11 protein-coding genes are annotated in these 22,507 nt (G+C 70.2%); 5 read left to right on the plus strand and 6 right to left on the minus strand.

Going from position 1 to position 22,507, the window contains the following annotated elements; translation table 11 throughout:
- Position 1 precedes the first annotated feature (1 nt).
- Both CVV76_RS00040 and CVV76_RS00045 read right to left on the minus strand, forming a co-directional pair.
- Positions 2-10,048 carry a non-ribosomal peptide synthetase/type I polyketide synthase gene (locus CVV76_RS00040; protein WP_146010217.1) on the minus strand — a complete coding sequence of 3,349 codons (10,047 nt, stop codon included), beginning with the start codon at positions 10,046-10,048 and terminating at the stop codon, positions 2-4.
- A 450-nt stretch (positions 10,049-10,498) separates the two neighbouring features.
- Entirely contained in the window at positions 10,499-11,995 is a 1,497-nt protein-coding gene (locus tag CVV76_RS00045; RefSeq protein ID WP_158243075.1) for an oligosaccharide flippase family protein, read from the minus strand.
- A gap of 337 nt (positions 11,996-12,332) precedes the next feature.
- On the opposite strand from CVV76_RS00045, the gene CVV76_RS00050 reads away from it, so the two are divergent.
- A complete protein-coding gene (locus CVV76_RS00050; protein ID WP_102222579.1) occupies positions 12,333-13,037 on the plus strand; it encodes a sugar transferase in 705 nt (234 codons plus the stop codon).
- Positions 13,038-13,060: 23 nt separating this feature from the next.
- On the opposite strand, the gene CVV76_RS24870 is transcribed toward CVV76_RS00050, so the two are convergent.
- Positions 13,061-13,207 carry a hypothetical protein gene (locus CVV76_RS24870; protein WP_158243076.1) on the minus strand — a complete coding sequence of 49 codons (147 nt, stop codon included), beginning with the start codon at positions 13,205-13,207 and terminating at the stop codon, positions 13,061-13,063.
- A 73-nt stretch (positions 13,208-13,280) separates the two neighbouring features.
- Here CVV76_RS24870 and CVV76_RS00055 point away from each other — a divergent pair, with 73 nt between their 5' ends.
- Positions 13,281-14,249 carry a glycosyltransferase family 2 protein gene (locus CVV76_RS00055; RefSeq protein WP_102222580.1) on the plus strand — a complete coding sequence of 323 codons (969 nt, stop codon included), beginning with the start codon at positions 13,281-13,283 and terminating at the stop codon, positions 14,247-14,249.
- Positions 14,250-14,283: 34 nt separating this feature from the next.
- On the opposite strand, the gene CVV76_RS00060 is transcribed toward CVV76_RS00055, so the two are convergent.
- Both CVV76_RS00060 and CVV76_RS00065 read right to left on the minus strand, forming a co-directional pair.
- A complete protein-coding gene (locus tag CVV76_RS00060; protein WP_102222581.1) occupies positions 14,284-16,023 on the minus strand; it encodes a hydantoinase B/oxoprolinase family protein in 1,740 nt (579 codons plus the stop codon).
- A complete protein-coding gene (locus CVV76_RS00065) occupies positions 16,020-18,074 on the minus strand; it encodes a hydantoinase/oxoprolinase family protein (protein WP_102222582.1) in 2,055 nt (684 codons plus the stop codon). The genes CVV76_RS00060 and CVV76_RS00065 overlap by 4 nt, the downstream gene beginning before the upstream one ends.
- Before the next feature lie 338 nt (positions 18,075-18,412).
- Between CVV76_RS00065 and CVV76_RS00070 the strand changes: the two genes are divergently transcribed.
- Together CVV76_RS00070 and folD are read left to right on the plus strand one after the other, a co-directional pair.
- Positions 18,413-20,089 (plus strand): formate--tetrahydrofolate ligase, encoded by a 1,677-nt coding sequence (locus tag CVV76_RS00070; protein WP_102222583.1) that lies wholly within the window; start codon positions 18,413-18,415, stop codon positions 20,087-20,089.
- Positions 20,090-20,133: 44 nt separating this feature from the next.
- Positions 20,134-21,036, plus strand: a complete 903-nt coding sequence (gene folD, locus CVV76_RS00075) for a bifunctional methylenetetrahydrofolate dehydrogenase/methenyltetrahydrofolate cyclohydrolase FolD (RefSeq protein WP_102222584.1) — start codon at positions 20,134-20,136, stop codon at positions 21,034-21,036.
- A gap of 67 nt (positions 21,037-21,103) precedes the next feature.
- On the opposite strand, the gene CVV76_RS00080 is transcribed toward folD, so the two are convergent.
- Positions 21,104-21,538, minus strand: a complete 435-nt coding sequence (locus CVV76_RS00080; RefSeq protein ID WP_233192647.1) for a PaaI family thioesterase — start codon at positions 21,536-21,538, stop codon at positions 21,104-21,106.
- Between the two features lie 138 nt (positions 21,539-21,676).
- Between CVV76_RS00080 and CVV76_RS00085 the strand changes: the two genes are divergently transcribed.
- Positions 21,677-22,456 carry a LytTR family DNA-binding domain-containing protein gene (locus tag CVV76_RS00085; protein ID WP_158243077.1) on the plus strand — a complete coding sequence of 260 codons (780 nt, stop codon included), beginning with the start codon at positions 21,677-21,679 and terminating at the stop codon, positions 22,454-22,456.
- Positions 22,457-22,507: the final 51 nt, after the last annotated feature.

Raw genomic sequence — 22,507 nt, forward strand, 5'->3', positions numbered from 1 at the left:
GTCAGGACACCTTCAGTTCACCGCGGCGCGCCCCGCCGCGGAAGGACTTGAGAGAGGGCCGGGCGGGTGCATCCGTGCCCGTACGGGACTGCGCCTCCGCCGCTCGCCGGTCGGCCTCGGCCGCCAGCGTGCGGATCGTCGGGTGGGCCAGCAGGTCGCGTGCCTCGAGGTTCAGCCCGGCGTCGAGCATACGCGCCGCGATCCGGAAGACGGCAAGGGAGTCGACCCCCAGCGCATGCAGCGTGATGGTGGCGCCGACCGTCTCGCGCCCCAGCACGTCGCACCAGATCGCTGCGATCTTCGTCTCGGTCGCGCCTGTGGGCGTATCGGCCGGGGCGGGGACCGGAGCGAGATCGGAAGCGGGGGTGAGGGTGGCGGGCGCCGCCCCGGCCTCTGGGTGGCCCGGCTGGGCGGCGGTGGGTTGAGCGGTGGCAGGCTGCGTGGCAGTGGGCTGGGGCAGCGCCTTGCGGTCGAGCTTGCCGTTCGCCGTCTGCGGCAGCGCGTCGAGCCGTTGCCATGCCTGGGGCACCATGTAATCGGGCAGCTGGCCCGCCAGCGCCGCGTGCAGGGCCGCCGCATCGACTTGCGCCCCTTCCTCGGCCACGTACCAGGCGGCGAGGAACTTGTCGCCGCCGGGCCGCGTGGCCAAGTCGACCGCCGCCTTGGCGATGCCGGGCAGGGTGCGCAGCCGGGTCTCGATCTCGCCCAGCTCGATGCGGAAGCCGCGCAGCTTCACCTGTGTGTCGCGACGGCCCAGCACCACCACATCGCCATCGGCGCGGCGATAAGCGAGGTCGCCCGTGCGATAGAGCCGGCGCGGGGTGCCGGCCAACGAGACCTCGCGGAAGGCGGCTTCGGTCAGCTCGGGCCGGCCGTAATACCCCAGCGCCAGCCCGTCGCCACCGATGTTGAGCTCGCCCACCACGCCCACGGGCTGCAGCTGGTCCGCCTCGGACAGGATGTGCAGCTCGGTGTTGCCGATCGGGTGCCCGATGGTGACCGGCCCGTCGCCGACCCGCTTCACCGCCGACCAGATGGTGGTTTCGGTGGGCCCGTAGAGGTTCCACAGCTCCCCGCCCCCGTCCGCACGCAGGCGGGTGGCAAGGTCGGCGGGCAGGGGCTCTCCCCCCGCCAGCATCTTCAGCCCGGCGCGGGGTTCCAGCCCGGCCTCGAGCGCCATGTCCCACAGCGTGGGTGTCGCCTGCATCACGGTGATGTCACCGCGGGCCGCGCGATCGGCCAGCGCGAAGCCGTCGAGGATGTCCTCGTGGCTGGCGATCACCACCTTTGCGCCGACGGCGAGCGGGCCGAACAGTTCCAGCACCGCGATGTCGAACATGACGGTGGTGACCGAGAGCATCGCGTCGGAGGGGCTGAGCCCCGGTTCCTGCGCCATCGAGGTGAGGAAGTTCACCACCGCGCGGTGCGGCACGGCCACGCCCTTGGGCGTCCCGGTCGAGCCGGAGGTGAAGATGATGTAGGCCGCACGTTCCGGATCCGCGGGGGTCGCGGCGGGGGTCGCCTGCGTCGGCGCCTCCGAGGGCCGGATCAGCGGCAGCCGGGTGAACGGCGCCTCCTCGGCCAGAACGGCGGCGGCCTCGGCCGTCTCGCAGATCGTGCGCAGGCGGTCGGCCGGCTGGCGCGGGTCCAGCGGGATGTAGCTGTGCCCCGCCTTCAGGATCGCGATCAGCCCCACCAGCATCGCCGCCCCGCGCGGCAGCGCCATGGCGATGCGCTGGCCGGGCTCGGGGAGGCTGGCCTGGATATGCGCGGCCAGCGCATCGGAGCGCGCCGACAGCTCGGCATGGGTCAGCGTGGCATCCGCCGCCTCGACGGCGATGGCGCGCGGGTCGGGCGCCGCGCCCCGGGTCACCAGATCGTGCAGCATCGCCCCGCGGTCATAGTCCAGCGCGGTGGCGTTCGGCGCCGCCAGCAGCGCGCCCAGGGTCGCCGCATCCATCATCGGCAGGGTCTGGATCGGTCGGGTCGCATCCTCGGCCAGCCCGGCCAGCAGCGCGGCGTAATGGCCGATCCAGCGTTCCACCGTCGCCGCGTCATAGACATCGGCGTTGTAGTCGACGTCGATGCGCAGGCCCGCCTTGCTTTCGATCACGTTGAAGAACAGGTCGAAGTTCGACGCGGCCTTTGGCGCGGGGGTGGCCCTGGCCGTCACTGGGCCGAGGGTCAGCCCGTCGTCGACCTTCTCGAGGTTGAACTGCACCTCGGTCAGCGGCAGGCGGCCGAGGCTGCGCGGCACCCCCAACTCGCGCACCAGCGCGCCATAGGTCGTGTCTCCATGCGAAAACGCCTCCATCACCGCGCGGCTGGCATTCGCCAGATGCTCGGCGGCGGGTTTCGCCGGATCGAAGGGCGCTCGGATGGGCAGGAAGTTGACCATGTGACCCACCAGCGCAGGGTCGGGCAGGTCGGCCTGCCCGGCGGTGGGCACGCCGATCACCACGTCCGAGGCGCCCGAAAGCCGCCCGAGTGTCATCTGGAGGCCCGCGAAGAGCGTGGCAAACAGGGTGCAACCCGCTTTCGCGCCCGCCTTGCGAAGGGCCTTCATCGCATCGGCCGGGATCTGACCGGTGACGGTGCCGCCGGCATAGCCCTTGACCGCCGGGCGAGGCCGATCGGTGGGCAGGTCGGGCAGGGCCGGGATCCGGGCGTATTGCGCGCGCCAGAAGTCGAGGGTTTGTGCGCTCATCGCCCGGCCCGCGGCGTTCATCGCATAGGCGGCGAAGGAGGGCGCGGGCGCCAGCGTCTCGCCCGCGTAGAGCGCGGCGAGATCGGCGAAGATAAGGTTGTAGGACCAGCCGTCGCAAAGGATGTGATGCGCGGTCATCGCCAGCACATGGGTGCCCTCGGCCAGACGATAGAGATGGGCGCGGAACGCCGGGCCCGCCGTCAGGTCGAAGGGCGTCGCGGCATCCTCGCGCAGGGCCGCGGTCAGCGCGGCTTCCGGGTCGGCCTCGGCGGAAAGGTCGGTGAGGTCGAGGACCAGCGGCGCGGGCGCGGCCACGTCGAAGCTGCCGCCCGAACGGTCGAAGACCAGGCGCAGCGCATCGTGGCGGGCGATCACGCCGTCCAGTGCCCGCGTCAGAGCCCGGCGGTCGAGCGGGCCGTCCAGGCGCAGGCACGCGCCCTCGTTGAAGGCACAGGCGGCCATGTCGCCCAGCTGGTGCGTCATCCAGATCTCGCGCTGGCCCTCGGTCAGGGGGATCGCGCGGCTGGGGACCTCGGTCGCGGCCGTCACGGGTTGGCTGGGCGCGAGGATGCCCACGGCCTGCAACTGGTCGACGGCAGAGGCGAAGGCCGTGACGATGCGGGCCACGTCCGCTTCGGTATGCGCCGTGGTCAGGAAGCCCGCGAACCCGTCGAGGACGTGGATCCCCTCCATCCGCATCAGCGGGTAGAGGAGCGAGGCGCGCGGGTCGGCCTGCGTCGCGTTCAGCATGAACCAGCTGGAAAAGCCGGTGACGAGGGCGGGCAGGCCGCGCTGCACCAGAACCGCGTTCAGCCGGGCGATCATGTCGGCGGTGAGGCTTGCCGTCTCGTGCCAGAGCCGGTCGCCCTCGGCGTCGAGATGGTCGAGGACGGCCTCGACCGCCGCCAGCACCAGCGGGTGGCGCACGAAGGTGCCGGCGACGAAGGTGGGGCCGACCTGCGGCGTGCTGTCGTCGCCGAAGGACCATTGCCCACCGTCGAGCGCATCCATGAAGCGTGCTTTCCCCGCCAGAAGGCCGATCGGCATGCCACCGCCCACGACCTTGCCGTAGGTGGCCATGTCGGGCTCGATCCCCCAGATCCCCTGCATCCCCTTGGCGTGGGTGCGGAAGCCGGTGACGACCTCGTCCATGATCAGGGCAGCGCCGCTTTCCGCCGTGATCTCGCGGAGCGCCCTGACGAAGGCCTCGGGGCGGAACTCGGGGTGGCGCGACTGCACCGGCTCGACCAGCACGGCGGCGATCTGGCCGGCGTTGGCGCGGATCCAGTCGAGGGATTCGTCGGCGCCGTAGGGCAGCACGACCATGTTGGAAAGGCCCGAGCGCGGGATGCCCGGCGCGATCGGCAGGGCGGCAGGTTCGCCACGCGTCTTGCCCTTGACCAGCACCTCGTCGAACTGGCCGTGGTAATCGTTGCCGAAGACCACCACCTTGTCGCGGCCGGTGACGGTACGGGCAAGGCGCATCGCGGCCATCACCGCCTCGGACCCGGTATTGGCGAAGGTGACGCGCTCATGTCCCAGCATCGTCGACAGGCGGTCGGCCAAGGGGCCTGCCTTTTCCGATTGCGGGCCGATGGCATAGCCGCGATCCAGCTGCGCCGCGACGGCGGCCGAGACGAAGGCGGGGGAATGGCCGAAGGCGGTCTGGCCGAAGCCGTTGACCACGTCGATGAAGCTGTGCCCGTCGATATCGGTCAGCGTGGCGCCGCTGGAGCGGTCGGAGACGATGGGAAAGGCCAGCTCCTTCCAGTCGGGGTGGAAGCCCGCGGCGGTGCGGGGGTCGGCGAGGTGCGGGCGATGCTGCGCGGTGTAGGCCTTGGACCTGGCGTGACGTTCCGAGTAGCGGCGCGCGAGGTCGGCGACGAAGGCGTGCTGGTCGGCGGTCAGCTCGACCCCGGCGAGGTTCGGACCGCGGCCGACCTTGAAGCCTTGCTTCTCGGCGGGGGCCTCATCGGCTGCCACCTCTTCGGCCTTCGGCGCCAAGACCCGGGCGGCCGGGGCGGACGGGGCTGGCTGGGCCGGGGAGGGCTGGGCTGGGGCTGGCGCCTGCGCGGGGGCGGGTTGCGCGGCGGCCGGATGGGCGGGGGCAGGCGCGGCGCCAAGGGCCCGCAGCTGGTCGGCGAAGATCGCCTGCATGGTCTGCATCTGCGCCTGCATCAGGCCCGTCAGGCCCTCCGCCGCAGGCATGGCCGGCACGGAGCCGGTCATCGCCGCCGGGGCCGGTGCGGCGACAGGGGCCCCCGTCGCATTGTCCCCCGTCGCATGGGCCGCCTTGACTGGCGCCGCCGTGACAGGAGGCTCCGCCGCCATGGGCGTGGCGGGGGCCTGCGGGGCGGCGGCCTCGGGCGGCAGCACAGCGTCGAGATGGGTCGCGAGCTCGGCGATCGAGGGCGTATCGGACAGGAGCGAGCGGAACGTCATCTCGACCCCGTAATCGCGCCCCAACGCCTGTGCCACCTGCCCCATGAAGAGCGAGTCGAACCCGAGTTCGAGGAAGGGCACGCCGGCCTCGTCGGGGCCCATATCCTCGCCCGAGAGATCGGCGAAGAGGGCGAGAAGCTCGGAGGTGAGGCGGTCGAGGCGGGCGGTCATGGCGGTCTCCGATACGGATGGCGCGGGAGAGGAGGAAGCGGCGGCGGCCTGGGCAGTCGGCGGAACGGGCGCCGGTATGGGCGCCGATGCCGGGGGCGAGGCGGCAGGCGATGACATCGCAGCGGCCGCCACCACCGGAGCGCCCGCTGCGGCGCCGGGCGCGGCATCTGTCGCCGGTGGGTCGATCCAGTGGCGCTTGCGCTGGAACGCGTAGGTGGGCAGCGCCACCTTTCGAGCCCCGCGCGGTAGGCGGGCGAAATCGACCGCGACGCCCGAGGCCCAGAGATTGGAGAACGCGGCGGCCATGACGCTCTGATCGTCAAGGTCGGTTTGGGTGTGATCCGGCAATGACTGGAAAATCCTGCCAGGACCGCCGCGTTTCAGGATCTGGCCCGCAAAGGCCGAGAGGGTGCGTCCTGCCCCCACCTCGATCAGCACGGGTGACCCTGACTTGGTGGCCGCCTCGAGAGCGGCCTGAAACTTCACCGTCGCGCGGGCCTGACCGGCCCAGAAGGCGGGGTCGGTGGCCTGCGCATCAGTCAATCGCTGACCGGTGACGGCGGAATGGATGGGGCGATCGGGGGCATGGAGTGCACGGCCCGCGATCATCGCCTCCAGCGCCGGAACGACCGGGTCCATCATCGCGCTGTGGAAGGCATGCGAGGTGTGCAGGCGCGAACAGGGCGTGCCCCTGGCCTCCAGGCGTTTCGCCAGCGCCTCGATCGCCGGTTCGGGGCCTGCCACCACCTGCAGGTTGGGCGCGTTCAGCGCGGCAAGGTCGATCCCGTCGCCAAGGAGCCCCATGACCTGCCCGGCCGGTGCGCGGATGCCCAGCATCGCGCCGGGCGCCATGTCCTGCATCAGGCGGCCGCGTTCGGCGATGATCCTCAGCCCGGTCTCGAAGCTCATGACACCGGCGAGGGTGGCCGCGGCGAATTCTCCGACCGAATGGCCGATCAGGGCGGAGGGCTCGACGCCGCGTTCTTGCCACAATCGGGCCGCCGCAAGCTGCGTCAGATAGAGTGCGGGCTGGGTGATCCGGGTATCGCGCAGGGCGCGGGCCTGCGCGGCATCCGAGACCTCGCCGAAACACAGAAGCTCCGCCATGTCGATGTCGATCAGGTCGGAGAGGATCTCGCAGCCCTCGTCGATGACCCGGGCGAAGGCGGGTTCGGTGGCGTAAAGACCCTTGCCCATGCCGGGATATTGCGAGCCCTGGCCGGGGAAGAGAAAGATCATCTCGGGCGGTTCGGTCACGGCGCGGGGGGCGGCCTTGCGCAGCAGGGCCGCGGCCTCGGCCCCGGTGCGGGCGGCGACAGCGAGGCGGTGGGAATGGGCCTGCCGGCCTTCCTGAAGGGTGAAGGCGGCATCGGGCAGGGCGGGGGCATCCGGCCCCTCGAGCGCAGTGGCCAGCGCCCCGGCCATCTCGGAGAGCGCCTCGGGCGTTCGGGCCGAGAGCGGCAGGACCTGAGGCGCGCCAGGCAGGACCGCCGCGGCAATGGCGGGCGGTTCCTCGATCACGAGGTGCACGTTGGTGCCGCCGACGCCGAACGCCGAGACACCGGCGCGGCGCGGCGCGTCCTTCGACCATGCCTCGGGGGCCGAGGGCACGCGGAACGGGGTGGCGGCGAAGTCGATCCGCGGGTTGGGGGCGCGGAAGTTCGCGACCGGGGGGATCTCTCCCGCCTCGAACATCAGCGTGGTCTTAAGCACGCCCATCACGCCCGCCGCGGCGTCAAGATGGCCGATCGTGCCCTTGACCGAGCCGAGCGCGCAACTCCCGGCCGCGCCAGGCCCGAAGGCCCGCGCAAGCCCCGCCACCTCGATCGGGTCGCCGAGCGGCGTCGCTGTGCCGTGGCATTCGACATAGGAAATGGTCGCCGGGTCGAGGCCCGCATCGCGATGCGCCATGGCGATGGCCGCGGCCTGCCCGCCGACCGAGGGGGCGGTGAAGGCGATCTTTCCCGCGCCGTCGTTGTTGATGCCGACGCCCCGGATCACGCCGAGGATGCGGTCGCCCGCGGCCTGGGCGTCCTCCAGCCGTTTCAGCACCACGGCGCCCGCGCCCTGGCTGAAGACGGTGCCCCTGGCCTCGGCGTCGAAGGGCCGGCACAGGCCATCGGGCGAGGCCATCCCGCCCTCGACCGCCAGATACCCGCGCTTCTGCGGGAAGGTGAGCGAGACGCCCCCTGCCAGCGCGGCGTCGCACTGGCCCGCGCGAAGCGCCGTCACCGCCTGGGCGATGGCCACGAGCGAGGTGGAACAGGCGGTCGAGATGTTCAGCGCGGGACCGGTGAGGTTGAGCTTGTGCGCGATCCGGGTGGTCAGCGCATCGGGCGTGTTGCCGGTGACGACGGGGAAATTCGCCAGCTGGTAATCGGTCGCCAGCCGGTCGGCGGTGGCGCGGTCGGAGAGCAGGTTGTGCCACAGGTAGGTGCTGGGCGAGGCCCCGCCGAAGATGCCGACGGGGCCCGGCGGGCGCGCAGGATCGAGCCCCGCATCCTCAAGTGCGGCATGGCAGGTCTCGAGGAAGACACGCGCCTGCGGGTCCATCTCGGCCGCGTCCCTGGGCAGGATGCCGAAGAACTTTGCATCGAACAGCTCCGCGCCCTCGACGATGCCGCGGGCGCGGACATAGTTCGGGCGCGCGCGCTCCTCGGGGGTGAAGGCGTCCTCCATCTCCTCGGGGGCGAAATGGCGGATCAGGCTGCGGCCGTCGCGGATCGCCTGCCAGAAGTCCTGCAGGCTGCCGGCGCCCGGAAGGCGGGCGGCGCGGCCGACGATGGCGATGGCGCCGGAGGCGGGGCGGGGCGCCTCCTCGGCGCGCGCCTCCTCGGCCGTGTGGCGCGACAGCCTGGCCGAAAGCGCGCCGAGGGTGGGGGTGTCGAACATCTCGGTGATGTCGAACTTCACCCCGAGAGCCTTTTCGATGGCGGCATGGGCGTCGATCAGTTGCAGGGACGAGCCGCCGGCGTCGAAGAAGGTGGCACTGTCGGGAAGCGGACCACAGCCGAGGATGCGGTCCCAGATCGCGGCGATGGTCGCGCGGGTGTCGCGGGCCGTGACGGCCGGCGCGGCGGCCGGGAACGTGGCCGCGGAGAGCAGCTTGCGCAGGGCCGGGCGGTCGACCTTGCCCGCAGGTGTCATCGGGAAATCGGCGAGCACGCGGGTCAGGCGCGGCAATTCGGCGGGGTTCAGCCCGGCGCCCGCCGTGGCCAGCACGTCGCGGGCGAAGGCGGCGGGATCGGTGACCGCACCCTCGGGGCGCAGCGCGCAGGCCAGCCGCTTGTCGCCCGCGACGGTGACCACCTCGACCACCGCCTCGTTGACCCGGGGGTCGGCGCGCAGGAGATGCTCGATCCCGTCCAGCTCGATCCGCCGGCCATGCAGCTTGACCATGCGGTCGGCGCGGCCGTGGAAGTCGAAGGCGCCATCGGGGCGGCGGGTGGCCAGATCGCCGGTGAGGTAGACCTTGCCGTGGCGCCCGGGGCGCGGGTCCTCGACGAAGACCTCCGCCGTCTTCTCCGGCCGCCCGTGATAGCCAAGCGCGACGCCCAGGCCGGCAAACACCATCTGGCCGGTCTCGCCCGGCGGCAGGGGCGCAAGATCCTCGCCCACGACAAAGACCTCCTCGCCCGCCAGCGGGCGGCCGATGGGAAGGGCGCCGCCCTGAGATGCGGGGCCGAGCATCTCCGGCGTGACCTCGAGGCCAAGCGTGACCACGGTCGTCTCGGTCGGGCCGAAGACGTTGACGAAGCTCAGGCCCGGCCAGGCCTGCAGCAGCTTCTTCGCATGGGCGGGCGAGACCGTATCGCCGCCCGAGACGGACTTGCGCAAACTGGCGAAGGCGTCGATCTGGTGGTCGATCATCAGGTGGTGCAAACCCGCGTACCAGAGCGCGAAGGTGACCTTCTGCGTGCGCATCACCCGGGCGATCTCGTCCAGTCCCGGTTTCTCCGCCTCGACCACGGCAAGCGCGGCGCCGTTGAGCAGGGCGCCCCAGATCTCGAAGGTGGAGCCGTCGGCGGCGATCGTGCCCGCGTGCAGCATCCGGTCGTCCGGCCGGGGATCGAGCAGCGCCTGCGCCAGCGCGATCCCCGCGACGCCGCGCTGCGCGACGACGACGCCCTTGGGCTGGCCGGTAGTGCCCGAGGTATACATCACATAGGCCGGGTCTTCGCCCGATGCCTCGGGCAGCGGTGGCACCGGCGCGTGCGGCAGGGCGTCGAGGGGCAGGGCGCTAAGCGGCAGGGCGGGCAGCCCTTCGGGCAACACGTCCGGCGCGCGGTTGGCATGACGCGGCGCGACCAGCGCGGCCTTCAGGGGCAGGTCGCGCGCGATGAAGGCAAGTTGTTCGGGCGCGTGGGTCGGGTCGAGCGGCACATAGGCGGCCCCGGCGCGGATGCAGCCCAGCATCGCCGCAACGGCAAGGCCCGAGCGCGAGGCGAGAAGCCCCACCATGTCGCCACGGCCCACACCCCGGGCGGCCAGCGCAGCGGCGATCGCCTCGGCGCGGGTGGCCAGTTCGGCATAGCTCAACGTGCCGGTGCCCGTTCCGGTATCGCCGAGCAGGGCAGGGGCATCGGGGCGGGCGGCCACCTGCCGCGCGAAGAGCGGCCAGAGGCCCCCGGCAACCTTTGCGCGCAGGTCGTCGGGGTGCGGCGCGTCGGCGGACTGGGGCGCAGCAGAGAGAGGCGCCCCGGACCCAAGGGTCCGGACCCCGGACACCGGACCTGCCGGCGCCGCCTGCGACGCATTTCCCAACCGATCCGTCAAACCATTACCCACATTCCCCGGGCCCCGGCGAACCCCTTGCCGCGCAAGGAAAACCGGAGCACTTCGGCGAGTATTTGCCGATCCGAAAATCTGTCAACTCGGCCGATTTCCCGTCTGTTTCCCCAATAGAAACGTGCCGTTTCCGCGCAGAGGGAAGTCACTGTTAATAAACGATTTACCATGCGTGGGGGGCGGCGCACGGCCGGGGCGGAAACGCAATGTTTCCCGATCCCGGATGTCAGGGTTGCCGTGGGGTCACACTGCGCCGGGGCGCCTGCCGGGGGATGGGCGATGCGATGTTCGGGCGGACGCGACGAAACCGGTCGCCGGGGGGCTTGTCGCGCGCCGCGGCACAACGACTCGCGTCGTTGCGAGGGGGCCGACGTGAGGTGGAGGGCGGGCTCAGGCACTGGCCGGCAGGCGGCGCAGCCAGCCCCAGGCGCGGGCGCGCAGCCGGGGCTCGGCCAGAACCACGGCCAGCGCATAGAGCGGCAGCGCCGGCACGATCACCGCGATGGCCTTGAGGAGCGGCGGCAGCGTGACGATCCCCGGCGCCGTGCGCAGCCACACAAGTGCCGCCGTGCCCAGCAGGATCGGCGCGACAAGGCGCCAGCAGGCGGCCATCACGTCGGCCCAGTCGATGCCGCCGTAAGTGCTCAGCAATCGCGCCATAAGCATCAGCACCACGACCGAAACCAGCACCTGCGCCCAGGCCACCGCCATCAGCCCATAGGGCGCGGCGGCCAGCGTCACCGCGACCGTCAGCACGAGGAAGATCACGCTGAACCGGGGCAGGCGCCGGATCTCTCCGGCCAGCGACAGCACCGGCTCGGTCGCGACCGAGGGGGTGGCGAAGACGCGCGAAAGCGTCAGCACCGCCACCACCGGAAGCGCGGGCAGCCATTTCTCCCCCATCAGGCCGCGGATCAGATCCTCGCCCATCAGCGCGAGCCAGATGAACACCGGCGCCCCGGCGGCCAGCATGCCGGCGAAGTAGAGCCGGGCCTGCGCCTGGAAACCGCTCAGCCCGGGCTGCTGGTCGCGGGCGCGGCGGAACATGTTCCAGGCGAGGATCTGCGCGGGCTGGCCGACGATCTCGCCGATCGCGCTGACCAGCCGTTGCGCCGCGCGGTAGTAGCCGACCGCCGCCGGCCCCAGGAAACCGCCGATCAGGAAGGTCGCGATATAGAGCCGCAGGTTCGCGATCATCCGACTGGTGAAGCTTTGCCGGGTATAGGCCAGCAGCGCGGCCAGCTGCGGCCCGCGCAGGCCGGGCAGCGGCGCCAGACGGGTGAAGCAGAAGCTGAGCACCAGGTGGGTCGACTGGAAGGCGATCCGCCCGAAGGCCAGCGCGAAGATGCCCCAGCCGTGCAGCAGCGCCGTCACCGCCACCACCACGCCGACCGTGTCGCCGACGATCTCGGACAGGGCCGAGGCGCTGAGCCGCCCCTGCCAGATCATCATGCCCTTCTGGGCCGAGGAAACCGTGGCGATCACCACCCAGATCGAGAACAGCATGATCAGGTGGCCGATCTCGGCGCTGACGCCGAAGGCCACGAGAGCCGTGCCTGCCAGCGCGCCGACGATCCCGAGGGCGAGGCCGCTCCAGATCGAGATCATCACCACCTGGCGCGGCACGGTCGCGTCGCCGGTCCAGGTCATGATGTAGGGCTGCCAGGACGCCTCGGAGAACCTCAGCATCAGGATCGCGCAGGTCGATACCAGGGTGAAGACGCCGAATTCCGCAGGGCTCATCACCCGCGCGGCGATCACGAAGATCACCAGCTGCGCGACCTGCGAGAGCACGCGTTCCAGCACAGTCCAGAGGCCGCCGCCGATCACGCCTTCGCGTCGCCGCTTGCGGGGGGCGGCGGATGTCTGGGCCGGATCGCTGTTCACGGCTGCCCTCGTTACAGGCCGGTGTGAGCAGCACCGGCGGATTTCGACCGGCAGTATTGGGGGCGCGCGTGATTCCGCCAATGGGGTTGATGCCGCGCCGCAGCACGCCTCGTGGCTCCCAGCCGGGCCCGCGGCGCACAATTCATAGGTGAAACACCATGCTTAACAAAAGGTTAAGCATGGTCGGAGGGGTCGGCTTCTCCGCTGTTTCTCTTTTGGAAACATATATTTAACGACTCGGCACTCAGGCGCCGGCCGGCTTTTCGCCTATCAGTGAAGTGGGTGTGATTCGGTCGTGTGAACCGAGGGGGGCCGGTTTTCCGGCTTGCAAGTCTGCATGAGTGACGTTTCCGAACCTCGCGTCGTCGGGGCACGGCTCGAAGGTGTGTCCGCACCGATCAGGGCTCTGTTTCCGGCGATCAGGGATCCGCGCGACCCGGTGCTCAAGCGGGTTGTCGACCGCTTCGCGGCCGTCGTGCTGATCGTGTTCTTCCTGCCCTTCCTGGTCACGGTGGCGCTTGCGCTGAAGCTGACCGAGGGAGGGCCGATCCTGTTCGCGCATGAGCGCGTCGGCCTGCACGGGCGCCGGTTCCGGTGCCTGAAGTTCCGCACCATGGTTCCCGACGCCGAGGCGCGCCTTCAGGCGTTGCTCGATGCCGATCCGGTGGCGCGGCGTGAGTGGGAGGCGACGCGCAAGCTGACGGACGATCCGCGCATCTCGTGCCTGGGGCATCTGTTGCGACGCACCAGCCTTGATGAGTTGCCGCAGCTTTTCAATGTCTTGAGGGGTGACATGTCGCTGGTCGGCCCGCGCCCGGTGACGATTGGCGAAAGCCGCTTCTACGGCCGCTACTTCGCCGATTACCAATCCGCGCGTCCGGGTGTGACGGGGCTGTGGCAGGTGATGGGGCGGTCGGACACCAGCTATCAGAGGCGTGTCGCGATGGACGTGACCTACGTGCGCAACATCAGCTTCGGCCGCGATGTGGCGATCTTGTGGCGCACGGCGCATGTCGTTCTCGCTCGCAAGGGCGCACGCTAGGCGCAGCGTCGCCGCAGCCCCCTTCAGGTGAACAGCATGACACCAAGTGCCGCCCAGAACAGAGCGCAGCCGCCGACGACCGCAAGGCGCAGCGTCACTGGGGAAACCCGGTCGAGCCAGGCCGGGCATGCACCCGTTTCGATGCCGTCCTGTGCGTCGAGTATCGCCATGTCTCAACCCTTTGCCTCGTTCCGGCACAACCAGCGTGCCACTCTTTTCCTTTAAGTCAACCAAGAGGTCCGGATGGCTACCCAGCTTCACCCCGAGGATCCGCATCGTGACCTGTTCCTCTCGTACCTTCGATCCCAACCCCAAAAGGTGGCAGAAATGAGGCTGGTTCTGGCCATTGCTACGGCAGGACGTCCGGCGATCGTCGCCGAGACCCTGCGCGACATCGCGCGTCAAAGCCGGCGGCCGGATTTCGTGATCCTTTCGGTCTCGGGGCCCGAGGATCTCGACGAGGCCTGCCTCGATCAATTGCCGTTTCCCTGCATGGTGGTGACCGGTCACAAGGGGGCCTCGGTTCAGCGTAACCGCGCGATCGCGACCCTGGGGCGCGACGATATCGTTCTGTTCCTCGACGACGATTTCCTGATGGCCCCGGATTACGTCGAGCAGACGCTGGCGCTGTTCGATGCCAACCCCGACATCATGGTCGCCACCGGACGGGTGATCGCCGACGGCATCCTCGGCCCCGGAATGCAGTTCCAAGAGGGGCGGGACCGGATCCGGGCGGTGCCGCGCCGGGCCGCGTCGGCGGATCTCCGGATGGAGGAGACATACAACGGCTACGGCTGCAACATGGCGGTCCGTGCCCAGCCGCTGATCGAGCACGAGATCCGCTTCGACGAGTCGCTGCCGCTCTATGCCTGGCTCGAGGATGTGGACCTGTCGCGGCGGCTGTCCGCTCACGGGCGGATCGTGCGCTCCGGGGCAATGCGCGGGGTGCACCTGGGCACCAAGACAGGCCGCACCCCGGGCGTCAAGCTGGGCTACTCGCAGATGGCGAACCCGGTCTACCTGATGCGCAAGGGCACCATGGCGCCGAAGCGCGCGCTGGCGCAGATGGGCCGCAACCTGGCCTCGAACGTGGTGAAATCGGTGCGGCCCGAGCCCTGGGTCGACCGCCGTGGCCGGCTGCGGGGCAACCTGATGGCGCTGATCGACGTGGCGCTGCGCCGCGACACACCCGAACGCATCCTAAGGATGTAGCGTCCGGGAGGCGGAGGCGGGGGCAGGGCCTCCCTCAGCCCCCGCGCAACCGCGCGGTGGCCTCCGGATCGGGCAGCGGCGGCGTGCCGGCAAGGGCGACGCCGAACAGGTCGCGCGCCTGTTCGGTGGTGTAACGCCCAAGCCGCACGTCCTCGGCCACCGCCATCGGGTCGCGGGTCATCGGGTCGCCATAGCCGCCGCCGCCCGGGGTGCGCACGTGCACCCGGTCACCTGGCGCCAGCGCTATGTCCTGCTCCTTCGACAGGTGGCCCGGGGTATAGGCCTCTTCGCCGCGCCACACTGTCACCGCGTTCGGCGCCCCGTCGCCGCCGCCCAGTGCGCCCTGTGGCCCGAACCGCCCGTGGTCCATCACGAAACTCGCCCGGGCCGCGCCGCGCCGCAGTTCCAGCAGGTAGTCGAGGCCGAAGCCCCCCCGGTGCCGCCCCGCGCCGCCCGACCCCTCGTGCAGCGCGTAATGGTGGTAAAGAACGGGAAACTGCTGCTCCATGATCTCTACCGGTGGCGCCTTCGAGATGCCGATGGTCGAACAGCCGTTCGCCAGCCCGTCGTGATCGGCATTGCCGCCGTAGCCGCCGCCCGACAGCTGGTACATGACGAAATCGCGCCCCCGGGCCGGGTCGTGGCCGCCAAGCGCGAAATTCCCCGACGTGCCCGCGGGCGACGCGGTCACACGGTCCGGCAGGGCCTCGACCAGTGCGGCAAAGACCGCCTCGGCGATGCGCTGGCTGACCTCGGCCGCGCAGCCCGAGACCGGGCGGGGGTAGTGGGCGTCGAGAAACGTGCCCTCGATTCCCTTGACGACCAGCGGCTCGAAGGCACCGGCGCTGATCGGCACCTCGGGGAAGATGTGACGCATCGCAAGGTAGACCGAGGACAGCGTCGTCGCCCGGACCGAGTTCATCGGCCCCGCGCAGGGCGCCGAGGAGCCGGTGAAGTCGAACACCAGATCCTCGTCCTGCCGGGTGACGGCAAGGCGGATCTCCAGCGGTTCGTTCACCACGCCGTCGCTGTCGATCCACGCCACGGCAGTGTGCCGCCCCTCGGGCACACCGGCCACGAAGGCGCGCATCTGGGTCGCCGCGCGGGTGCGCAGTTCCGCGATCGCCTCGGTCACCGTGGCGTCGCCGTAGCGGTCCAGCAGTTCCGTCAGCCGCGCCTCGCCGACCATCAGCGCCGCGGCCTGCGCCTTGACGTCGCCGATGCGCTGGTCGGCCACCCGGATGTTGGAACAGATGATGGCGTAGATCTCGGGGTCGAGCCCCCCCTCCTTGAACAGCCGCACCGGCGGCAGGCGCAGGCCCTCTTGCTCCACCGAGGTGGCAGAGGCGGAAAAGCCGCCGGGCACCGCGCCGCCGGTATCGGGCCAGTGCCCGGTGTTCGACAGCCAGCAGAAGATCTTTCCCTCCCGGTAGAAGGGTCGGGCAAAGCGCACATCCATCAGATGGGTGCCGCCGAGGTAGGGATCGTTGACGATGTAGATGTCGCCCGGTTTCGGTGCCGCCGCGCGCCCCTCGGCGATCATCGCGATAAGCGTGGCGGTGGAGGCCTGCATCGTGCCCACGAAGACCGGCAGCCCCCCGGCGCCCTGGGCGATGAGCGCGCCGTCCTCTGCGGCATAGATCCCGTCCGAACGGTCATTGGCCTCGGCGATCACCGGCGAGAAGGCGGCACGGGAAAAGCTCAGGTCCATCTCGTCGCAGACCTGCTGCAGGCCGGCCTGGATGACCGACAGGGTGATCGGGTCGATGCTCATTCCGCGGCCCCCACATGGATCAGGATGTTGCCCTCCTCGTCACCTTCGGCCCGGTCGCCGGGTTCGATCAGGATGGTCGTATCCATCTGCTCGATGATCGCGGGGCCGGTCAGGGTGAACCCGAGGGGCAGGTGATCGCGCCAGTAGACCGGCGTCTCGTGCCAGGCGCCCTGGAAATGCACCGGGCGGCGCGCGGTTTCCGCCTCGGCCAGCGTGGGTTTGCGCCCCGCCGGGTCGATCAGGGTCGACAGGTCGAGCTCGGCCCGCGCGCCAATGACCGAGCAATTGGCATTCACCACGGCGGCCCGGATCTCGGCCAGGTCGACGCGGAAACGGGCATGGTAGACCTCTTCGAACCGCTTTCGCAGAGCGTCGCGCGTGATCTCCGGCCCGTCGAGCGGCACGCGCAGCAGATGCGTCTGCCCCATGAACTGCATGTCGACCGAATAGATCCGGCGGATGTCGCGAACCTCGATCTTCTCGGCGGCGATCAGGGCGGCGCCTTCCTCGGCCTGCGCGGTCAGCGTGGCGCCGAGAAGGTCCATGTCGAGCGTGTCGAGCGGGGTGTTGAGCGTGGTGACGAAGTCGTGGCGCAGGTCGGCCACGACGCATCCCAGCGCATTCGTGATGCCGGGCCGTGCGGGCACCAGGACCCGCGGGATGCCCAGTTCCCGCGCCAGTGCCGCGGCATGAAGCGGCCCCGCGCCACCGAAGGCGAACAGCGCGAAATCCCGCGGATCCGCGCCGAGCGAGACCGACACCATGCGGATCGCCCCGGCCATTCTGATGTTGGCCAGCCGGATCACCGCCTCGGCCGCCCCGACCGCCGAAAGCCCCAGCGGCGCGCCCAGATCTTCGTCGAAGATTTGCGCCACCCGCTCCAGCGTCACGCCGCCTTCGACGGATTTCAGCTTGGCGGGGTTCAGCCGCCCCAGCAGCAGGTTGGCATCCGAGATGGTCGGCCGGGTGCCGCCGCGGCCGTAGCAGATCGGCCCTGGCGCGGCGCCCGCGCTTTCCGGTCCGACCTCCAGCAGGCCCGCGGCATTGACCCGCGCGATCGACCCGCCGCCCGCGCCCACAGTGCGCACGTCGACCATCGGCACATGGATCGGCATGGCGTATTCGATCTCGATCTCGTTCGAGACCGACGGCTCCGCCCCGCGGATCAGCGCAACATCGGTCGAGGTGCCGCCCATGTCATAGGTGATCAGGTCCGGGATCCCGGCGCGCCGCCCGGTATAGGCCGCGGCCATCACCCCCGACGCCGGGCCTGACATCACCGTCTTCGCCGCCTCGCGCGCGACCTGCCGCGACGAGACCATCCCGCCGTTGCCGTTCATCACCAGAAGCTCGCTGCCATAGCCGCCCTTGGTCAGCTCCTCCGTAAGCCGGCGGATGTAGCGTTCCAGAAGCGGCTGGACGGAGGCATTGACGGCCGCCGTCACCCCGCGCTCGAACTCGCGGCTTTCTGACAGAAGGGCGTGGCCCAGCGTGACGTGATCGTTGGGCCAGGCCTCTGCCAGGATCTCGCCGGCCCGCATTTCATGCGCGGGGTTGGCATAGGCGTGCAGGAAATGCACGACGACCGCCTCGCAGCCCGCGTCGATCAGCCGGGCGGCCGCGGAACGAAGCGCGTCCTCGTCCAGGGGGATCACGACGCTGCCCGAGGCATCCATCCGCTCGGGCACCTCGAGGCGCAGGTCGCGGGGGATCATCGGAGTGAAGCTGCCTTTCATGCCATAGGCCTGGGGCCGGGTCCTGCGCCCCAGCTCCAGCACGTCGCGAAACCCGCGTGTCGTGATCAGGCCGGTGCGCGACAGCTTGCGTTCCAGAACCGCGTTCGTGGTCGTCGTCGTGCCGTGCACGATCAGGTCGAGAGCAGCAAGGTCCACCTCCGCCTCGGCCAGCGCGGCCATCACCCCGAAGGCCTGGTTGTCCAGCGTCGAGGGCACCTTGGCCAGCCGCACCCGGCCGGTTGCGGGATCCAGCGCGACGAGATCGGTGAAGGTTCCGCCCACGTCGACGCCAACGATCTGTCCCCTTGCCCTCATGCCCGCCTCCGGCTGCCGACTGTTTGTGTGCGAATGATTTCCCCGCCCCGACCGAAAGTCAACGCGCCAGGCATGACGCGGCCCGCCGTTGCCGCCTTCCGGCTGTTCCTTGGGCAAAACCGCGCCGCACCCGGTCCTCGCGCCCCTGGGGCCGCCTCTCCCTTTCCGCCCCGTCTGTCCCGCCCCTCTTTCTGCTCGCAAATATCCCGGGGGGTGCAGGGGGCAGCGCCCCCGCCGCCGACCTTTCCACTGGCGCTTTCGTTGCGCTTTCCGTCGCAATCCCCATTCACACCCGGCGCCCCGCCCGCTACCAAGGGCCCAGCGAAGGAAGGAACTCCATGGCGACAAAGACCGACATCGAGATCGCCCGCGCCGCAACCAAGCTGCCGATCCAGGACATCGGCGCGCGGCTCGGAATCCCGGCGGCGGACCTGCTGCCCTACGGCCACGACAAGGCGAAGGTGGGGCAGGACTTCATCCGCGGGCTCGACGGGCGCGAGGATGGCAAGCTGATCCTCGTCACCGCGATCAACCCGACGCCCGCGGGCGAAGGCAAGACCACCACCACCGTGGGTCTTGGCGATGCGCTGAACCGGATCGGCAAGAACGCGGCGATCTGCATCCGCGAGGCCTCTCTCGGGCCGAACTTCGGGATGAAGGGCGGCGCGGCGGGCGGCGGATATGCGCAGATCGTGCCGATGGAGGAGATGAATCTTCACTTCACCGGGGATTTCCACGCGATCACCTCGGCCCACAACCTGCTGTCGGCGATGATCGACAACCACATCCACTGGGGCAACGAGCAGGACATAGACACCCGCCGCGTCACCTGGCGGCGCGTGATGGACATGAACGACCGGGCGCTGCGCGACGTGGTCGTCTCGCTCGGCGGGCCGGCGAACGGCTTTCCGCGCCAGACCGGGTTCGACATCACCGTGGCCTCCGAGGTGATGGCGATCCTCTGCCTCGCTGACGACCTGGCCGATCTGCAGGCCCGTCTCGGCCGTATCGTCGTGGCCTATCGGCGCGACAAGACCCCGGTGACCTGCGCCGACATTGGGGCGGACGGGGCGATGACCGTGCTGCTGCGCGACGCGATGCAGCCGAACCTGGTGCAGACGCTGGAAAACAACCCGGCCTTCGTGCATGGCGGGCCCTTCGCCAACATCGCCCATGGCTGCAATTCGGTCATTGCCACGCGCACCGCGCTGAAGCTGGCCGATTTCGTGGTGACCGAGGCGGGCTTCGGCGCCGATCTGGGGGCCGAGAAGTTCTTTGACATCAAGTGCCGCAAGGCGGGGCTGAAGCCCGCGGCCTCGGTCGTCGTGGCGACCGTCCGCGCGATGAAGATGAACGGCGGCGTCGCCAAGGAGGACCTCGGCGCCGAGAACGTGGCGGCGGTCCGGGCGGGCTGTCCGAACCTCGGGCGCCACATCGCCAACGTGAAGGGGTTCGGCGTGCCCGTGGTGGTGGCGATCAACCATTTCGCCGGCGACACAGAGGCCGAGGTCGACGCCGTCCGCGCCTATGTCGCGGACCAGGGCGCCGAGGCGATCCTGTGCACCCATTGGGCCGATGGCGGGGCCGGGGCCGAGGAACTGGCGCGCAAGGTGGTGGCGCTGGCCGAGGGCGGGCAGGCGAATTTCGCGCCGCTCTATCCCGACGACATGGGTCTGATGGACAAGATCGAGACGGTCGCGAAGCGGATCTATCACGCGGGCGAGGTCACGGCCGATCCGGCGGTGCGGGCGCAGCTCGCCGCCTGGGAAGAGGCGGGCTATGGCGACCTGCCGGTGTGCATGGCCAAGACGCAATACAGCTTTTCCACCGACCCGGCCCTGCGCGGCGCGCCCGAAGGACATGTGGTGCCGGTGCGCGAGGTGCGGCTGTCGGCGGGTGCAGGCTTCGTCGTGGCGATCTGCGGCGAGATCATGACGATGCCGGGCCTGCCGCGGCATCCGGCGGCGGAAACCATCCGGCTGGATGCCGGGGGCAATGTGGAAGGGCTCTTCTGAGCCTCGGCGACGGCGCCCCCCCGGGGGCTGCAAGGGAGATGGGAATGAGCGCGGACAGAATCGACGGCAAGGCGTTTGCAGCCAAGGTGCGGGGCCAGATCGCCGCGCACGTGGCCCGGATCAAGGCGGAGGCCGGGATCACCCCGGGTCTTGCGGTGATCCTGGTGGGCGAGGATCCGGCGAGCCAGGTCTATGTCCGCAACAAGGGCGAGCAGACCCTTGAGGTCGGGATGAATTCCTACGAGCACAAGCTGCCGGCCGATACCCCGGCAGAGGTGCTTTACGCCCTGATTGACAAGCTGAACGCCGATCCGGCGGTGCACGGGATCCTGTGCCAGTTCCCGGTGCCCGCTCATCTGAGCGAGACCGAGATCGTCGCGCGGATCGACCCGGCGAAGGACGTGGACGGGCTGCACGTGGTGAACGCGGGTCTGCTGGCCAGCGGGCAGAAGGCGATGGTCTCCTGCACGCCGCTGGGGTGCCTCATGCTGCTGCGCGACCGGCTGGGAAGCCTGTCGGGCCTGAACGCTGTCGTGGTGGGGCGGTCGAACCTTGTCGGCAAGCCGATGGCGCAGCTTCTCCTGCGCGACAGCTGCACGGTGACGATCGCCCATTCGCGGACGAAGGACATCGCCGAAGTGGTAAAGCGCGCCGACATCGTGGTGGCGGCGGTGGGGCGGCCGCGGATGATCACCGGCGACTGGATCAAGCCGGGCGCGACGGTGATCGACGTCGGCATCAACCGGATCGACGCGCCGGAGCGCGGCGAGGGCAAGACGCGGCTGGTGGGCGATGTCGATTACGACAGCGTGGCCGAGGTGGCCGGGGCCGTCACCCCGGTGCCCGGGGGCGTCGGGCCGATGACCATCGCCTGCCTGCTGGCCAACACCCTGACCGCCTGCTGCCGGACCCATGGGCTGGAGGAGCCCGAGGGGCTGACCGCCTGACCGCCCGCTTGGCGGGCTGACCGGGCAAGGCGGCCTCTTCGTGGCCCCCTGCGGGCCCTCATCGTCGCTACGCCGCGGGGTCGGCGTCGACGGGTACCATCGTGCCTTGCAGAAGCGCGATCAGCTTTTCGATTCCGCCGGTTTCGGCGAAGACCTCGGCACGCACCACGCTCAGGCGTCGCCCGCTTCTGATGGCCTCGCCGCGGGCGATCAGGCGGTCGCCCAACGCGGGTGACAACAGGTTGATCTTGATCTCGGCGGTCATCACCTCCTGTCCCGGGGAAAGCAGGGTCAGCGCGGCATATCCCGCCGCGCTGTCGCCGAGGGCAAAACTCAGCCCGGCGTGACCCGCGCCGTGCTGCTGGCGGACGCCGGGAAGTATCGGCGCCGCGATCTCGCACCGTCCCGGGGCGACCGAAACCAGCTCTGCCCCGAGGGTGGTCATCATGGTCTGGCGATGGAAACTTGCCCGGATGCGGGCGTCCATTTCCGTAAATTGCATAAGTGTCGCACCTCACGCACAAGCTATCACAGGATCTTGTAGCTTAGGTGCTAAGCAGTTAACAGACGGCATCTTTCACGCGATAGTTGCCGTATGAGTATCCCGCGCCCGATGCTAGTTGATCTGGTTCGCCGCTTCATGTCCGCACGGCTGTTTGCCCTGTGGTTTCTGGCGTCCGTCGTGATGGCTGTCGGGGGGCCGTTCGGGACCTACCAGAACCTCGACTTTCTGGAGCGTCTCGGTGCATGGGCGGGCATCACCGGGCTTGCCTTCTTAGCCGGTATCACCACCGTCACGACCGTCGATCGGACCCAGGTGGCGCGGCCGCGATGGCTGCGCGGTATCCTGATCACGCTGGTTTTCACCGGGATCTTCCTGCCGATCCTGCGCGGCGCCACGCTCTTGGCCGGGGCCGACCTGATGCCGCTTGGCCATATGGCGCTCATCGTCGCGATGGTGCCGGTCGCGGCCTGCATGATCCGCAGGTTGTGGGCCGACGGAGAGGAGGCACCCTTTGCCGCCTCTCCCGCACAGGGGCAGGGGGGCGAGACGGGTTCCCGCGCGGCGCCTTCACCGGCGCCCGCGCCGGACCCGGAGCCGCCCCGGCCGCGCATCCTCGACCGGCTGGAGCCGGAGATGCGGGGCGAGGTCTGGCATCTGTCTGTGCGCGATCACTACGTCGATGTCCTGACCGACCGCGGCAGCGCCTCCATCCTGATGCGGTTCTCGGACGCGATGGCCGAGGTGGCCGAGGTCGAGGGGATGCAGACCCACCGGTCCCACTGGGTGGCGAAGGCGGCGGTCGGTGGCAGCCTGAAGCGCAACGGAAAGCATTTCCTGCTGTTGCCCGGCGGGCAGGAGGTGCCGGTCAGCCGCGGTTTCCGCGATGCGGCGGTCGCGGCCGGGTACCTGCGCTGATCCGAAAGGGGTGGGCAGGCGCGGCAGGAGCGGGCAGAGGGCCGCCCCGGT

The organism is Acidimangrovimonas sediminis (assembly GCF_002871005.1).
GTDB lineage: Bacteria > Pseudomonadota > Alphaproteobacteria > Rhodobacterales > Rhodobacteraceae > Acidimangrovimonas > Acidimangrovimonas sediminis.

Coding starts and splice junctions, on each gene's coding strand:
- CVV76_RS00050 (WP_102222579.1), top strand. CDS start 12,333: ATGAGTGACGTTTCCGAACCTCGCGTCGTCGGGGCACGGCTCGAAGGT.
- CVV76_RS24870 (WP_158243076.1), bottom strand. CDS start 13,207: ATGGCGATACTCGACGCACAGGACGGCATCGAAACGGGTGCATGCCCG.
- CVV76_RS00055 (WP_102222580.1), top strand. CDS start 13,281: ATGGCTACCCAGCTTCACCCCGAGGATCCGCATCGTGACCTGTTCCTC.
- CVV76_RS00060 (WP_102222581.1), bottom strand. CDS start 16,023: ATGAGCATCGACCCGATCACCCTGTCGGTCATCCAGGCCGGCCTGCAG.
- CVV76_RS00065 (WP_102222582.1), bottom strand. CDS start 18,074: ATGAGGGCAAGGGGACAGATCGTTGGCGTCGACGTGGGCGGAACCTTC.
- CVV76_RS00070 (WP_102222583.1), top strand. CDS start 18,413: ATGGCGACAAAGACCGACATCGAGATCGCCCGCGCCGCAACCAAGCTG.
- folD (WP_102222584.1), top strand. CDS start 20,134: ATGAGCGCGGACAGAATCGACGGCAAGGCGTTTGCAGCCAAGGTGCGG.
- CVV76_RS00080 (WP_233192647.1), bottom strand. CDS start 21,538: ATGCAATTTACGGAAATGGACGCCCGCATCCGGGCAAGTTTCCATCGC.
- CVV76_RS00085 (WP_158243077.1), top strand. CDS start 21,677: ATGTCCGCACGGCTGTTTGCCCTGTGGTTTCTGGCGTCCGTCGTGATG.